Origin of the sequence: Arthrobacter sp. U41 (assembly GCF_007679325.1) — a bacterium.
Taxonomy (GTDB): domain Bacteria; phylum Actinomycetota; class Actinomycetes; order Actinomycetales; family Micrococcaceae; genus Arthrobacter.
The window spans coordinates 208,426-222,477 of record NZ_VEGI01000001.1; the positions used below are offsets into that span (position 1 = coordinate 208,426).

The window sequence follows — 14,052 nt, forward strand, 5'->3', positions numbered from 1 at the left end:
GGCGGGCCCGGCGTTCCGGTTATCAGTCGCCCGCTTTTATGTCCTAGTGTCTACTCCTATGAGTGATGTTCTTGAATTGGCCGCCGTCAGCGTTGTGCGTGGGGCAAAAACCCTCCTGGACAAGGTCGACTGGCAGGTCCGGGAAGGGGAGCGCTGGGTGATCCTGGGCCCCAACGGCGCCGGCAAGACCACTCTGCTGCAGATTGCCGCAGCGCGGCTCCACCCCACCACCGGGATGGCCGGCATCCTCGAGGAGATTCTCGGCGCCGTCGACGTGTTCGAGCTCCGGCCCCGCATCGGCCTGTCCTCGGCAGCCCTGGCCAACCAGATCCCGGAACACGAGAAGGTCCTCAACGTCGTCGTGACGGCCGCCTACGGGGTCACCGGACGCTGGCGCGAGGGCTACGAAAAGGACGACGAACGCCGCGCCTTCTCCCTGCTGAACGAGTGGGGCATGGGCCCGCTGCTCAACCGGCCCTTCGCCTCGCTCTCCGAGGGTGAGCGCAAACGCGTGCAGATCGCCCGCGCCCTTATGACCGACCCTGAACTGCTGCTCCTCGACGAACCCGCCGCCGGACTGGACCTGGCCGGCCGCGAGGACCTCGTCTACCGGCTCAGTGAACTGGCCCGCGACGAGGCCGCCCCGGCGATCGTCCTGGTCACCCACCACCTCGAAGAGGTCCCGCCCGGTTTCACGCACGCCATGCTGCTGCGCGACGGCCGTGTGGTGGCCCAGGGCCCGATCGAAGGCGTCCTCACCGCGGAGAACCTGAGCGAGACCTTCGGGCTGCCGCTGGACGTCAGTGTCACCGCCGGCCGGTACACGGCCACCGCCCGCCGCTGAGCGCGCCGCTGACCGCGCGTGGAGTTCCTCAGTAGCGTCTTCATTTTCTTTGCCGGGCTGTGGGCCGGCACCATCAACAGCGTCGTCGGTTCCGGCACCCTGGTGACCTTCCCGGTGCTGATCGCCCTCGGCTACGCGCCCGTCACCGCGTCCATCAGCAACGCGATGGGCCTCGTGGCCGGGAACGCCACCGGCGCGTGGGGCTACCGGAAGGAGCTCACCGGACGCGGAAAGCAGCTGCTTAAACTGCTGCCCGCCTCGCTCCTCGGCGGCATCACCGGGGCCTACCTGCTGCTGCACCTGCCCGAGGAAGTCTTCCACTACGCAGCCCCCGTCCTGATCGTGCTCGCCCTGCTGATGGTGGCCTTCCAGCCCCGGCTGCAGCAGTGGGTCCGGAACCGGGAACAGAACCCCGAGCACGCCATCCGGGACCGCGGCCACGGCGTCCTCCTGTTGGTCCTCGTCTACCTCGCCGGCGTGTACGGCGGATACTTCGTCGCAGCCCAGGGCATCTTGCTGGTCGGGATCCTGGGCGTCTTTATGACCGGGACCATGCAGAACGCCAACGCCATGAAGAACATCCTGGTCCTCGGCGTGAACATCGTCGCCGCAATCTCCTACCTCCTCTTCGCGTTCGGCCGGATCGACTGGACCGTCGTAGGACTGATCGCCGTGAGCTCGCTGATCGGCGGTGTGATCGGCTCCAAAGTGGGCCGCCGGCTGTCCCCGGTGGTTCTGCGCGGGGTCATCTTCGTCCTCGGCCTGGTCGCCCTGGGTTTCATGGTTGCCAACCTGTTCACGTGACCCGGTCCCTTGACTCCTGAACCGCCCCCAAACTTCCGCTGATACCTCCCGCTGAAATGGCCCGCCAGTGACTTTCCACCACCTTGACTCCGCCGACGACCCGCGGGTCTCCGACTACACCCGGCTCACCGATGTGCACCTGCGCAAACTCCGGGAGCCCGCCGAGGGCATGTACATCGCCGAGTCCTCCCGGGTGCTCCGCCGCGCCCTGGCCGCGGGGCACCGGCCGCGGTCATTCTTCCTCGCCGAGAAGTGGCTCGAGGACCTCGCGGACGTCTTCGAGCAGCACCCTGACGTTCCGGTCTATATCGGCTCTGCCGCGCTCCTGGAGGACATCACCGGCTTCCACCTCCACCGCGGCGCGATGGCGGCCATGCAGCGCCCCGACCCGGTGCCGCTGCCCGAGCTCCTGGCCGGGGCGCGCCGGGTCGCTGTGCTGGAGGACATTGTGGACCACACCAACGTCGGAGCGATCTTCCGCTCCGCCGCGGCGCTGGGCGTCGACGCCGTCCTGGTCTCGCCGCGCTGCGGGGATCCGCTGTACCGCCGCAGCGTCCGGGTCAGCATGGGAACGGTGTTCCAGGTGCCGTGGGCCCGGTTGGAGAACTGGCCGGGGGACCTGCAGGCGCTCCGGGACCAGGGCTTTACCGTGGCCGCCATGGAACTCACCGGCGACGCCGTGGACCTCGATGAGCTGGCCGCCCGCCAGCCGGAGAGACTCGCGCTGGTCCTTGGCACCGAGGGCGCCGGGATGAGCGCGGGCACCCTCGCCGCCGTCGACCTCGCCGTGAAAATCCCCATGCGCGCGGGCGTTGACTCGCTCAACGTCGCGGCGGCGTCCGCCGTCGCGTTCTGGGAGTTGCGTCCCAGGGACTGAACGGCAGGGCTGAACCGTTGGGCTGAACTGTTGGGCTGAACTGTTGGGCTGAACTGTTGGGCTGAACTGTTGGGCTGGAGCGCTGGTCAGGCGGCGAAGGCGCTGACTTTCCGCTATGATGGATAGCTGGCCGTCCGGTCCATTCCGCCGGCCATCCCATTCATACCTGGCAACTGGCAAAATCCAGTTGTGCGAACAAAGGTCCAATTATGAAGTCTAATACTCACCCGAAGTACGAAGCTGTTGTTTTCAACGACCTGGCTTCCGGCGTCAAGTTCCTGACCAAGTCCACCGTGTCTTCCAAGAAGACCATCGAGTGGGAAGACGGAAACACCTACCCGGTCATCGACGTCGAAATCTCCTCCGAGTCCCACCCGTTCTACACGGGCAAGCAGCGCATCATGGACTCTGCAGGCCGCGTCGAGCGCTTCAACGCTCGCTTCAAGGGCTTCGGCGGCAAGAAGTAACTTCTTCTCCCCAAGGTCTTTTGGAAAGCCCGCACCGGTGACGGTGCGGGCTTTTTGCGTCCGGCGCCACTGTGCCTCCAGAACGCCCGGGCGTGGCAGGATTAAGGTCATGACGACCCTTCGCCCCGTTCCAGGTCCCAGCAACGCTGACGACGGCGGCACCCGCCGCCACGGGGAGTACAAGGTCCCCGGCGGCAAACTGGTGGTGGCCGACTTCGACGTCGTCGACGGCGTCCTGACGAACGTCTCGCTCAGCGGCGACTTCTTCCTGGAGCCCGACGAGGCGCTGCTGGAGATCAACCGGGCACTCACCGGCCTCCCGGCGGATGCCAGCGCGGCGGACATCTCCGCCGCCGTGGCAGCGGCCCTGCCCGCCGACGCGGTCCTGTTCGGCTTTTCCGCCGACGCCGTGGCGGTCACCGTCCGCCGCGCCCTGGTCAAGGCCACCGGCTGGGCGGACCATCACTGGAACATCATCGGGCCCTCCGTGCTGCCCACCCACGTCAACGTGGCCCTCGACGAGGTCCTCACCGAAGAGGTCGGCGCGGGCCGCCGCAACCCGACGCTGCGGTTCTGGGACTGGGAAGAACCGTCCGTGGTGATCGGCAGCTTCCAGTCCGTCCGCAACGAACTGGATCCCGCCGGCGTCGAACGCCACGGCATCAGCGTGGTCCGCCGGATCAGCGGCGGGGGAGCGATGTTCATGGAAGCCGGTAACTGCATCACGTACTCCCTGTACGTGCCGCAGACCCTGGTGGACGGCGTCAGCTTCGCCGATTCCTACGGCTTCCTGGATGCCTGGGTGATGGCGGCCCTCGAGAAAATGGGCATCAACGCCTTCTACGTTCCCTTGAACGACATCGCCACCGAACAGGGGAAGATCGGCGGAGCCGCGCAAAAGCGGCTCGCGAACGGCGGCATGCTGCACCACGTCACCATGAGCTACGACATCGACGCCGACAAGATGGTGGAGGTCCTGCGGATCGGCAAGGAGAAGCTCTCCGACAAGGGCACTCGGAGCGCGAAGAAGCGGGTGGATCCGCTGCGCCGGCAGACGGGCCTGGCGCGGGCCGAGATCGTCGCGGCCATGATGGACGTCTTCGCGGAACGCTACGCGGCGACGCCGTCGGAGCTCACTGACGGAGAAATCGCCGCGGCCCGGCAGCGGGTCGAGGCCAAATTCGGCACCGAAGAGTGGCTGCACCGGGTCCCCTAAGACCTCGATGTCCCGTCGATTGCTCCGCAACGGCCCTTATGAGCCGTCAAAAGGGCAGTTACGGAGCAGCGGACGCGGTGGGTTAGCTCAGGGCCTGCGCCGTGAGCGAGCGGTGAAGGTGGCTGCGCTGTTCGATAATGATGCGGCGCAGGGCCCGCGGGGCGTCCTGATGCCCGGCAAGCCACTCATTCGTCCGGATGATCACCGGGTGCGAGTCCGGGGTGCCGCCGTCGAGGTCCTGCCCTGCCGGGTAGAGCCCGCGGACAATCCGGCTGGCGATCTCGATGCTGCGCCCGGCCCACACGTCCTCCAGGCATGCGAAATAGCGGTCGATGAAGCCCTGCAGCAGCGCCGCGGGGCCGGTGTTGAAGCCGGCGATGGTCGCGCTGAGGAGCTGGTTGGACAGGGAGGTGCCATGCACCGCCTCAGTCCAGGCTGCCTCCTTGACCGCCGCATCCGGGCGGGCTGCGAGGGCGGTGGCGTGCCCGGACTTGCCGGCGGCGGTGTTGTCCCCGGCCAGTTCCCCGTCGAGCTGTTCCGTGGTGGCCTGCCCGTTGGCGGCGAGGGCGTGCCAGAGGTTCCAGCGGAGTTCCGCATCCACGGACAGGCCGTCGATAACCGTGCTGCCGTCGAGAATCCCGCGGACCAGGTCCAGCCGGCTGCCGTCGAACCGGCTGGTCGCGGCAACGGTGCGTGCCCACGCCAGCTGCTGGTCGGACCCCGGCGCGGCGCGCTGGAGCTCGTCGGCCGCCACGGAGAGGAAACCGCCGCGGACACCGGCCCGCTTCGCCTCCGGGACGTAGCGTTCGATCGCCGTGGACGCGTTGCCCAGGACGTTCAGCAGCACACCGATGCCGGTCTCCGCGGGGCCGAAGCGCTGCACGGCGTCCACATACAGGGCCGACGGCGTGACGGCGTCACGCGCCGAATCCCACAGCGCGGTCCAGCACAGGGCCCGGGCCATCGGATCGGTGAGTGAACTGAGCGAGCTCCGGACCGTGGCTTCGGAGCGCGGGTCCAGCCGCACCTTGGCGTAGCTGAGGTCGTCGTCGTTGACCAGCAGCAGGGCCGGCCGCGGCTTGCCGGCAAGGGCGGGCACGTCCGTCCGGGCGCCGGTCACGTCGGTCTCGACGCTGTCCGTGCGGACCAGGGCGCCGGCGTCGTCCATCTCGTACAGGCCGATCCGCAACCGGTGCGGCCGCGGCTCCTGCCGGCCCGTCGTCGGGTCTTGGGCGTCCTGGTGGAGCGTGACGGCACGGAGGACGCCGTCGTACTCTTCGATCCCGGCGGTGAGGGTCGAGATGCCCGAGGTCTGCAGCCACTGGCGCGCCCAGTCCGCGAGGTCCCGGCCGGAGGCGGCGCTGAGCGCGGCCAGCAGGTCCGCCAGGGTGGTGTTCCCGTAGGCGTGGTCCTTGAAGTACCGGCGCGACCCCTCGACGAAAGCCTCGAACCCCACATAGGCAACCAGCTGCTTGAGCACCGAGGCGCCCTTGGCGTAGGTGATGCCGTCGAAGTTCTGCTTGGCTGCCTCAAGGTCGGGGATGTCGGCGACGATCGGGTGCGTCGTCGGCAGCTGGTCCTGCACGTACGCCCACGCCTTGCGGTTGTTGGCGAAGTTCACCCAGGCTGTGTCCCAGTCCGTGGTGCGGTCCACGCCGAGGGTGCCCATGTAGTCCGCGAAGGACTCCTTGAGCCACAGGTCGTTCCACCACTGCATCGTGACGAGGTCGCCGAACCACATGTGGGCCATCTCGTGCAGCAGGGTGTTGGCGCGGGCCTGGTACTGCGAATCGGCCGCCCGCGAGGTGAAGACGTAGTTTTCCGTGAACGTCACCAGGCCCGGGTTCTCCATGGCGCCGAGGTTGTATTCGGGCACGAAGGCCTGGTCGTACTTGCCCCACGGGTACGGGAAGTCGAAGAGCTCGTTGAAGAAGTCCAGGCCGTTTTTGGTGAGGGTGAAGAGTGCCCCGGGGTCGAAGGACGGCGCCATCGAGGCGCGGCAGTACAGGGCCAGCGGAACGTCCAGGACGGACCCGTCCGTGAGCGTCCCGCGCCAGGAGTCCTCGGCCTTGAAGTACGGGCCGGCCAGCACCGTGGTGATGTAGGTGGACATCGCCTTCGTGGGGGCGAAGTCCCAGCGGCTGGTGTCCGGATCGCTGGTGAGCTGCGTGCGCAGGGTTTCAACGCCGTTGGAGGATACCTGCCAGGCGGAGGGCGCCATGACGTGGAACGTGAATTCCGCCTTCAGGTCGGGCTGCTCAAAGTTGGCGAAGACCCGGCGGGCGTCGGCCGGCTCGTACTGGGTGTAGAGGTAGCACTGGCCGTCCGCGGGGTCGAAGAAGCGGTGCATGCCTTCTCCGGAGGTGCTGTACAGCGCGGTGCCCGTGACCGTGACCTGGTTCTCCGCCTGGAGGTTGTCCAGCCGGATCCGGGAGCCGTCCACGACGTCGGCGCCCGGGAGTCCCTTGCCGTTGAGGAAGACGCTGTGCACCTGGCTGCTAATGAAGTCCAGGAACGTGGAGGACCCGGGTTCGTCAGCGGAGAAGTTGATGACGCTGCGGCTCGTGTACCCGGCGACCTCCGGATCCGCAGCCTGGCGGACGTCCAGGGAGACGTCGTAGCTGTGGGTGGTGATCAGGGCTGAGCGGGTTGCGGCTTCATCGCGGCGCAGGTTCTGGTTCGACACCCAGCTATCTAATCATGAGGAACGCGGCGCCCAGCCCCAGCGCGGCAATCAGCAACCAGGACGCCAAGGCGGCCAGCAATGCCCGCGCCCCGGTGTGGATCAGCTGGCCTACCCGCACCGCCGATCCGAGGCCGAACAGCGCCATCCCCAGCAGGATGTCCTGAAGAACCGCGGCGGCGTCGAGCACGGCGGGGGAGAGCCATCCGGTGGTGCGCAGGGCCGCGAGGGCGACGAAACCGAGGACGAACAGCGGGACGATGGGCGGCCGCTTCAGGCCGGTGCCGGCGTCGGCGGTGCTGCGGTGGTGGAGGCCGGCGGCGGCGACCATGGGGGCCAGGAGGATCACGCGGGTGAGTTTGACGACGACGGCGACCGCCAGCGCCGTGGCCCCGGCGGTCTGCGCGGTGGCCACCACCTGTCCGACGTCGTGCACGGACGCCCCGGCCCAGGCCCCGAAAACCTCCGGGGAGAGGCCCAGCGGCCGGATGAGCAGCGGCAGCACACCGATCGCCAGGGTGCCGCACAGGGTCACCAGGGCCACCGGGAGCACGGTGTCGTGCTGCCGGATCCGGCGCACCGCGGCCATCGCGCCAATGGCCGAAGCCCCGCAAATGGAGAAGCCGGTGGCGATCAGCAGCGACACGTGCGGCGGCAGCCGGAACAGCCTGCTGATGGCGTAGGTTCCGGCGAACGCGGCCAGCACCACGCCCGTGATCAGCAGAAGTGCGCTCCAGCCCAGGCCCAGCACGTCCACGAGGCTGACCTTCAGGCCCAGGACCACGATCCCGGCGCGCATCAGGTGTTTGCCGGCGAAGTCCAGGCCCGGCCGGCCCGGGCCCGCCGTCCAGCCGGACAGCCCCGGTATGTTGGCGGCGAAGAGCCCGAACGCCACGGCCAGGGTCATCGCCGGGAGCACGGGAACCAGGGTGTGGACGGCAAGGGACAGCACGACGGCGGCTGCCGCGGCCAGCAGTCCGGGAACCAGGCCGGGCAGCGGCCGGGCCCTCAGAAGCGGGCGGAGAGTTAACAGTGGCACGCACCAACTTTGCCCCAACCGCTCGGAAAAGCCCGCACGCGCCACGGCGGCCGCCCAGCGGTCAACCCGGGTTTCCCGCCGACTCGACGCCACGCCCGGTCGGTTCCCGCTGCCCGGCGCCACGCTCCAGCGGGCATGGAAATGATTTCGCAACAAAAAGGTGATTGTCTAGTGAGCATGTCTGACCTATTTCAGGATTACTCCGTGGCCGCCGAACGCACCGGCGCCTACGACGAGATGTTCACCCCCGGGCAGGAGCCCAGGAAGTCGTACGGGCAGGTTGCCGGGGCCCTGCGTGAACTCTCGCTCGCTGATGTCACCGCCCGCGCGGATTCCATGGCACGGACCTTCCTGGACCGCGGCGTCACGTTCGACTTCGCGGGGGAGGAGCGGCCCTTCCCGCTCGACATCGTGCCGCGTGTTATCCCGGCCGATGAGTGGACCGTGCTGGAGCAGGGCGTCGCGCAGCGCGTGCGGGCGCTCGAGGCGTTCCTCAACGACGTCTACGACAAAATGGCCGTGGTGACCGACGGCGTCATCCCGCGCCAGCTCGTCACCACCAGCGCCCACTTCCACCGCCAGGTGCACGGCTTCGAGCCGGCCGGCGGCGTCCGCGTGCACATTTCCGGGATCGACGTCGTCCGCGACGCCGCCGGGACCTTCCGTGTCCTCGAGGACAACGTCCGCGTCCCCTCCGGTGTCAGCTACGTCCTGGAGAACCGCCGCGCCATGGCCAAGGGCCTGCCCGAGGCGTTCGGCCAGCAGCTCATCCGGCCGGTCGAGGAATACCCGCGCCGGCTCCTCTCCGCCTTGCGCAAAACGGCACCGTCCGGCGTAGACGACCCCACCGTGGTGGTCCTGACCCCCGGCGTCTTCAACAGCGCCTACTTCGAACACACCCTTCTCGCCGGCCTCATGGGCGTGGAACTCGTCGAGGGACGCGACCTCATCTGCCGCGGCAACCGCGTCTACATGCGCACCACCGCCGGAGAGCAGCGCGTCGACGTGATCTACAAGCGCATCGACGACGAATTCCTGGACCCGCTGCAGTTCCGGGCCGACTCCATGCTCGGCTGCCCGGGCCTGGTCAACGCGGCCCGCGCCGGCGGCGTCACCATCGCCAACGCCGTGGGCAACGGCGTCGCCGACGACAAGCTGGTCTACAGCTACGTCCCGGACCTGATCCGCTACTACCTCAACGAAGAGCCCGTGATCGCCAACGTGGACACGTTCCGGCTGGAAGAGAAGGAAGCCCGGGAAGAGGTCCTGGACCGGCTGGACGAACTGGTGGTCAAGCCCGTGGACGGTTCCGGCGGCAAGGGCCTGGTGATCGGCCCGGACGCCTCCAAGGAGGAACTGGCCGCCCTGCGCAAGCGCGTCGTCGCGGACCCCCGCGGCTGGATCGCGCAGCCGGTCCTGCAGCTGTCCACGGTGCCCACGCTCAGCGGCGACAAATTCGGCCCACGGCACGTGGACCTGCGCCCCTTCGCGGTCAACGACGGCGACGACGTCTGGGTCCTCCCCGGCGGCCTGACCCGGGTGGCGCTCAAGGAAGGGTCCCTGATCGTGAACTCCAGCCAGGGCGGCGGTTCCAAGGACACCTGGGTGTTGGCGGATTCCCCTGAGGTGCCCGTGGAGACCCTGCCCCGCCCGGCCATCACGGTCCGCGAACGGGTCTCCGTCTGGCCCGTCGAGAGCAACTGGCGCGACAGCCAGAAGGAGCAGCAGCAATGATCCCCGGCACCGTGCCACCCGCTTTTCCGCTGCCCTGCCCTTTTCAGATTTCCGATGCGCTGGAGGTAACCGCGAATGCTTAGCCGTATCGCCGAGTCACTGTTTTGGATCGGCCGCTACGTGGAACGGGCCGACGGCACCGCCCGGATCCTCGATGTCCACCTTGAGCGGCTCAACCACCTGCCCATGGAGGAACAGCGCAGCGTGGCGCAGGAGCTCCTGGCCGTGATGGGCGCCCGGGCGCAGAGCGAGGACTTCGGCCTGCCCGAACTGCTCAACGCCCTCGCCTACGACAAGCAGAGCGCCACGTCGATCGCAGGTTCCCTCGGCGCGGCGCGGGAGAACGCCCGCCGAGCCCGGGAAACCGTGTCGTCCGGGCTCTGGGAGAGCCTGAACACCACGTATTACGGGCTCAACCAGCACCGCAAGGACGTGGTGGGCACCTACCGCTTCTGCAACTGGGTGCTGGAACGAACGGCCATGGTCAGCGGCCTGGCGGACACCACGGTCAGCCACGACGAAAGCTGGCAGTTCCTGGTCCTGGGCCGCTCGCTGGAACGCGCCGACATGACCGCCCGGATGCTCTCCACCCGGGACGTGCTCTCCGCCGGGATGTCGTGGGTGAACATGCTCCGCTGCGCCGGCGCCTACGAATCGTTCCTGCGGACCCGCCGGGCAGCCTTTGGCGACCAGCACGCCGCCGAGTTCCTGCTCCTGGACCGCCTGTTCCCGCGCTCCATCGTGTACGCGCTGCGTGACGCCGACGAATGCCTCGCGAAGCTGGACCCCTCGGCCCAGCGCGTCGGCTTCATCAACGACGCCCGGCGGATCGTGGGCCAGGCCCGCACCTTCCTCGAGTTCCACCGCACCGACGACCTGATGTCGGAGTTGCCGGAGCACATGGAACGTGTCCAGAAGGCTGTCTCGCAGGCGTCGGACGCCATTTCCCGTAAGTACTTCAATCAGGCAGACGAACTGGCCTGGGTGGGAGAAGTTTCATGACCCGGCTGAGCATCATCCACAAGACGGCGTACAAGTACAACAAGCGGGTCACGCTCTCCTACAACGAGGCCCGCATGACCCCGCTGACCGATCCCCAGCAGGTGGTGCTGGAGTCCTCGCTGAAGGTCTCACCGTCCCAGGCGTCGCTGAGCAGCTACCGCGACTACTGGGGCACCCGGGTCACCGCATTCGACATGCAGATGCCGCACGAGCACCTGGAAGTCCTGTCCACCACCACGGTCGAGGTGCACCGGGTGGAGCGGATCCCGGCCGAGGCGGACATCGTCGGCTGGGACGTCCTCGTCTCCCCGGACACCCTCAACAAGTTCAGCGACTGGATCCCGCAGTCGCAGCTCACCGGGCCGGGCACCGAAGTGCTCGGGATCATTCCCGGCGTCGTCGGGGACCGCAACCCGCACGAGGCCGCCATGGCGGTCTTCGAATGGATGCGCGGCGAAATGACCTATATGAAGGGCTCCACCGGCGTCACCACAAACGCCGAGCAGGCCTGGAACCAGCGCCAGGGTGTCTGTCAGGACCTGGCGCACCTGGCCATCGGCGCGCTGCGGAGCCGGGGCATTCCGGCCCGGTATGTGTCCGGCTACCTGCACCCGCGGTCGACGGCGGACCTCGGCGAGACGGTCGCGGGACAGTCGCACGCCTGGCTGGAATGGTGGGACGGCGAATGGCGCAGCTGGGACCCCACCAACCACAAACCGGCCGGCGACTTCCACGTGACCGTGGCCCGTGGCCGGGATTACCGCGACGTGCCCCCGCTCAAGGGAATCCTGTCCGGCGGCGGCGGCTCCGCCCTCAGCGTGACGGTGGAGATCACGCGCCTGGCCTGATTCCCCTTTCGCATCCCAGGTTTCGGCATCACCGGGCCAAAGGATCCAGTGACCTTCGGCACTACTGCCGTCGATTCAGCCGTAGCAGGCTGTCAGTGGACCGCGAGGCGAAAGGTGTGAATCGTGACCGAGAAATCCGCATACGTTAACGATGCCCGTGGGTACGCGCAAGGTGAGATTTTCTTGATGAAAGGCCAACCGGCGAGTCTCGATGCCCAGGTGTTCAACACCACCGGGCTCAACCAGTGCCCGCCGGAGCTGTTCGACGCAATCGATGTCGACGCGCTGGCCGGCGAGACGGGGTCGGATACGGTGTGGAAGAACCCGCGCCGGTTCTGGATGATGGATCACTTGACCATCGCCCTGGTCGGCGAACCCCGCGACCTTCAAGGTCTCAAGTTCAACTTTGTGGCCAGGATGCAGATGCCGGTCAACTTCACCCCCGGAGCCGGCCAGGCTGCCCTCGCCTATCGTCCCGGTCAGATCAGCCGGGTCTCCACATACGAATTCCTGGCCGGGCGGCCCGTTTTTTTGCTCCGCTCACCCGAAGGCGTCACCTGGGTTTTGCAGACCTACACCAACCACAAGGCTTCGGACCTCACTGAGGCCGATCTGCCGACGCTCGGTGACCGGCTGGAGCTGGCCGGGGGATGGCAGTTCAAGGCGAAGACGCTCGACCGGGACCTGATCCTGGATACCAACGGGATGGCGCACATCGTCGCCGACGACCTGGAGAACATGTATCAGGGTTGCACCGGGGACGTCGCCAACTTCGACCCCTGGGACTGAACCGCGTGGGCGACACGGTCCGGGTCACCGTCGAGACGTTCGTGCGGGCCGAATCCAACCGCATGATGGCGGCGATCATGGTGGGTGCCGGTGGGGTCAACCGATGGCAGCACATTCGGGTGCCGACGCCGCTCGATCAGCAGACCGTGGTGCGGATGAACCGCGACACACTCTATAGCTTCGCCGTGGTCGACCTCGCCGATGGTGCCACCGTCACCATGCCTGACAGCAGCGGCCGCTACGCCTCGCTAACGGTTGTCAATCAGGACCACTTCATCAACCGCGTCATCCACTCGCCAGGGGACCACAAGCTCACGGCCGCCGACTTCGGTACCCGCTACGTGCTCCTGGTTATGCGCGTGCTGGCCGACCCGGCCGACCCCAGCGACGTGGCTGAGGCGAACGCCATCCAGGACGGCTTGGAGGTGACCGCCGGCTCGGCCGAGCCGCTGAGAATCCCCGACTACGACAAGGAGTCGTTCAACACGGTCCGCGACGCGCTCACCGAACTCGGTCGAACCCTGTCCGGAACGGAAGGGATGTTCGGCTCCCGCGATACCGTCGATCCGGTCCTGCACCTCATCGGCACGGCCGTGGGCTGGGGAGGTCTGCCCGAACAGGAAACGTTCTACCAGATCGTCGAGCCTGGCCTCCCGGTGGGCCGGTACCGCATCGTTGTCCGTGACGTGCCGGTTGACGCATTCTGGTCGATCTCGCTCTACAACGCAGAAGGCTTCTTCGAAGAAAGCAACGAGGGTCGCTGCAGCGTCAACCAGCTCACGGCCCGGAAGGAGACGGACGGTTCAGTTGTCGTCCACCTCGGAGCGTGCTCCGATGGCCGGCCGAACTGCCTGCACCTGATGGACGGCTGGAACTACACCGTGCGTTTGTATCAGCCACGACCCGAGGTCCTCGACGGATCCTGGACGTTCCCGCCCGTCGAACCCGCTGTCTAAGGTCCCGCGCTGACGCCGCAGGACGACGCAGGCACAAGACAGCCCGGGGCCCACATCATCTATGCTCGCGCCGCAGTCCGCGGCCTATCCGGTCCGGAGGCGCTGGTAGTTGTTCTCGAGCTCGTCGAGGACAATCGTGTTTGGCGGGTCACTGTCATAGATGGCCGGCATGACAAGTTCGTTCTCGAGCGTCCGGGTCCGGTAGGTCCATCCCTCCGGCAACGCCAGGCGTTCGTCGAGTGTCGGCAGCTTGTCGACAGTGTTGTCGGGGTCCACTCTCAACGAGGCGCTTTGCATGACGAACACGATTTCCTCAGGGGAAACCAGCTCGTAAACCTCTGAGCCGGCCTCGAAGAACCATGTGGTGGTGCGCTTGGAGACCGTCTCCCGGTAGGGAGTCTGCTTTCCAGCGATGAATGCGTCGAAATCCGGAACGACGAAGGTGCCATACAAATACATGGGCAGGGGGCCGAACATGCTCAGCTTGCCCCCATCGAAGGCCTGACCTTCGAACCGGTCGGCCAGGAATCGGCGCGGACCGTTGAAGCGGACCCCGTCTCCGCCGTGTTCCTTCCTCAGCTTCTCCGGATCGAGTGCCCGGAACCGCGCGTCGAAGTCCTTGTCGGAGACGTCATCGTCCACCCCAAGGGAGTTATAGTAGTGGCCCGATCCTCCGGGCCCGTCTGCATCCCTGTTCATGATGAGGACCTCGGCGTGGTGCTTCCCGCGCGCGTTGTCACTCGAGACGAGAACGGATTGCTCTTCCTTGTCCTGGCTTGTCGCCATGGTGAAC

13 protein-coding genes are annotated in these 14,052 nt (G+C 67.3%); 10 read left to right on the plus strand and 3 right to left on the minus strand.

Annotated elements, in window-relative coordinates; all coding sequences use genetic code 11:
• Positions 1-58: 58 nt before the first annotated feature.
• The 5 genes from FS787_RS00975 to FS787_RS00995 all read left to right on the plus strand — a co-directional run bounded on the left by FS787_RS00975 (position 59) and on the right by FS787_RS00995 (position 4,208).
• A complete protein-coding gene (locus tag FS787_RS00975) occupies positions 59-844 on the plus strand; it encodes an ABC transporter ATP-binding protein (protein WP_144670254.1) in 786 nt (261 codons plus the stop codon).
• Positions 845-862: 18 nt separating this feature from the next.
• Positions 863-1,648, plus strand: a complete 786-nt coding sequence (locus tag FS787_RS00980; RefSeq protein ID WP_144670256.1) for a sulfite exporter TauE/SafE family protein — start codon at positions 863-865, stop codon at positions 1,646-1,648.
• A 67-nt stretch (positions 1,649-1,715) separates the two neighbouring features.
• Positions 1,716-2,525, plus strand: a complete 810-nt coding sequence (locus FS787_RS00985; protein ID WP_144670258.1) for an RNA methyltransferase — start codon at positions 1,716-1,718, stop codon at positions 2,523-2,525.
• Between the two features lie 209 nt (positions 2,526-2,734).
• A complete protein-coding gene (locus FS787_RS00990; RefSeq protein ID WP_011691973.1) occupies positions 2,735-2,992 on the plus strand; it encodes a type B 50S ribosomal protein L31 in 258 nt (85 codons plus the stop codon).
• 109 nt (positions 2,993-3,101) lie between these two features.
• A complete protein-coding gene (locus FS787_RS00995) occupies positions 3,102-4,208 on the plus strand; it encodes a biotin/lipoate A/B protein ligase family protein (RefSeq protein WP_144670260.1) in 1,107 nt (368 codons plus the stop codon).
• 82 nt (positions 4,209-4,290) lie between these two features.
• On the opposite strand, the gene pepN is transcribed toward FS787_RS00995, so the two are convergent.
• Positions 4,291-6,894 carry an aminopeptidase N gene (gene pepN, locus FS787_RS01000; protein ID WP_144670263.1) on the minus strand — a complete coding sequence of 868 codons (2,604 nt, stop codon included), beginning with the start codon at positions 6,892-6,894 and terminating at the stop codon, positions 4,291-4,293.
• Positions 6,895-6,898: 4 nt separating this feature from the next.
• Positions 6,899-7,930: a YeiH family protein gene (locus tag FS787_RS01005; protein ID WP_260982340.1), complete on the minus strand. Its 1,032-nt coding sequence runs from the start codon at positions 7,928-7,930 to the stop codon at positions 6,899-6,901.
• A gap of 177 nt (positions 7,931-8,107) precedes the next feature.
• Between FS787_RS01005 and FS787_RS01010 the strand changes: the two genes are divergently transcribed.
• The 5 genes from FS787_RS01010 (at position 8,108) to FS787_RS01030 (ending at position 13,259) form a co-directional block, all read left to right on the plus strand.
• Positions 8,108-9,664, plus strand: coding sequence for a circularly permuted type 2 ATP-grasp protein (locus FS787_RS01010; protein ID WP_144670265.1), 1,557 nt, complete (start codon positions 8,108-8,110; stop codon positions 9,662-9,664).
• 75 nt (positions 9,665-9,739) lie between these two features.
• Positions 9,740-10,666, plus strand: a complete 927-nt coding sequence (locus tag FS787_RS01015; protein WP_024366688.1) for an alpha-E domain-containing protein — start codon at positions 9,740-9,742, stop codon at positions 10,664-10,666.
• A complete protein-coding gene (locus FS787_RS01020; protein WP_144670267.1) occupies positions 10,663-11,514 on the plus strand; it encodes a transglutaminase family protein in 852 nt (283 codons plus the stop codon). The genes FS787_RS01015 and FS787_RS01020 overlap by 4 nt, the downstream gene beginning before the upstream one ends.
• A gap of 123 nt (positions 11,515-11,637) precedes the next feature.
• Positions 11,638-12,303 (plus strand): hypothetical protein, encoded by a 666-nt coding sequence (locus FS787_RS01025; protein WP_144670270.1) that lies wholly within the window; start codon positions 11,638-11,640, stop codon positions 12,301-12,303.
• Between the two features lie 5 nt (positions 12,304-12,308).
• On the plus strand, positions 12,309-13,259 hold the full coding sequence (locus tag FS787_RS01030; protein ID WP_260982341.1) for a DUF1254 domain-containing protein: 951 nt from the start codon (positions 12,309-12,311) through the stop codon (positions 13,257-13,259).
• Between the two features lie 84 nt (positions 13,260-13,343).
• On the opposite strand, the gene FS787_RS01035 is transcribed toward FS787_RS01030, so the two are convergent.
• The gene (locus tag FS787_RS01035) at positions 13,344-14,045 is read right to left on the minus strand and encodes a hypothetical protein (RefSeq protein WP_144670272.1); all 702 of its coding nucleotides are present in this window, start codon (positions 14,043-14,045) and stop codon (positions 13,344-13,346) included.
• Positions 14,046-14,052: the final 7 nt, after the last annotated feature.

Bases quoted from the DNA above. Each gene is read 5' to 3' on its own strand.
- FS787_RS00975 (WP_144670254.1), top strand. From the start codon at position 59: ATGAGTGATGTTCTTGAATTGGCCGCCGTCAGCGTTGTGCGTGGGGCA.
- FS787_RS00990 (WP_011691973.1), top strand. From the start codon at position 2,735: ATGAAGTCTAATACTCACCCGAAGTACGAAGCTGTTGTTTTCAACGAC.
- FS787_RS00995 (WP_144670260.1), top strand. From the start codon at position 3,102: ATGACGACCCTTCGCCCCGTTCCAGGTCCCAGCAACGCTGACGACGGC.
- FS787_RS01010 (WP_144670265.1), top strand. From the start codon at position 8,108: ATGTCTGACCTATTTCAGGATTACTCCGTGGCCGCCGAACGCACCGGC.
- FS787_RS01015 (WP_024366688.1), top strand. From the start codon at position 9,740: ATGCTTAGCCGTATCGCCGAGTCACTGTTTTGGATCGGCCGCTACGTG.
- FS787_RS01020 (WP_144670267.1), top strand. From the start codon at position 10,663: ATGACCCGGCTGAGCATCATCCACAAGACGGCGTACAAGTACAACAAG.
- FS787_RS01035 (WP_144670272.1), bottom strand. From the start codon at position 14,045: ATGGCGACAAGCCAGGACAAGGAAGAGCAATCCGTTCTCGTCTCGAGT.